Source organism: Corallococcus praedator (assembly GCF_003612125.1).
GTDB classification, from domain to species: Bacteria; Myxococcota; Myxococcia; order Myxococcales; family Myxococcaceae; genus Corallococcus; species Corallococcus praedator.
In genome coordinates this window covers 1-456 of sequence record NZ_RAWI01000984.1, presented here as the reverse complement: position 1 = coordinate 456, position 456 = coordinate 1, and the positions used below count along the sequence as shown (strand labels likewise).

The window sequence follows — 456 nt, the reverse complement described above, 5'->3', positions numbered from 1 at the left end:
CGCCAGCAGGCTCCCTTTAGGGCGGGGGGTGAAACCCCAGGAAACTTAATGCCTTGGCGCTTAGTGCGTTTGCGTCAGGGTGCTCATTTCCGCCCGTATGCGCATCGCCTGATTCATGTGCCGTTCCGTGTGGGCCACCAGCATCCGAAGGGCATCGCCAAGTCTGATTTTCAGCCAGTTGCCGTACATCGTCATTACTTTTTCCTGATTCCAGTCGAGGTACACGGCTTTGTCGAGCAGGTCGCGCAGGGTGCTCTGCAGGTCAATGAACTGATTGAGCACCTCGGTTGGGTTTAGTTCGCCGGGCCGCCGGGGGCGGGTCATCCCGGGAGCGGGCAGTTTGATGTTCATCGCCGGGTCAATGGCATACAACATCACCTTGCCCAGCCAGTCCGATTCGATGGTCTGGTCAATGGGATTGGTTTGCACAACGCTCAGGGTATCAACCTTATGCTG

General features: G+C 57.5%; 1 protein-coding gene. It reads right to left on the bottom strand.

Going from position 1 to position 456, the window contains the following annotated elements:
- Nucleotides 1–60: 60 nt before the first annotated feature.
- The coding region (locus D7Y13_RS42695) for a DinB family protein (RefSeq protein ID WP_147452703.1) at nucleotides 61–456 on the bottom strand (396 nt) is incomplete at its 5' end.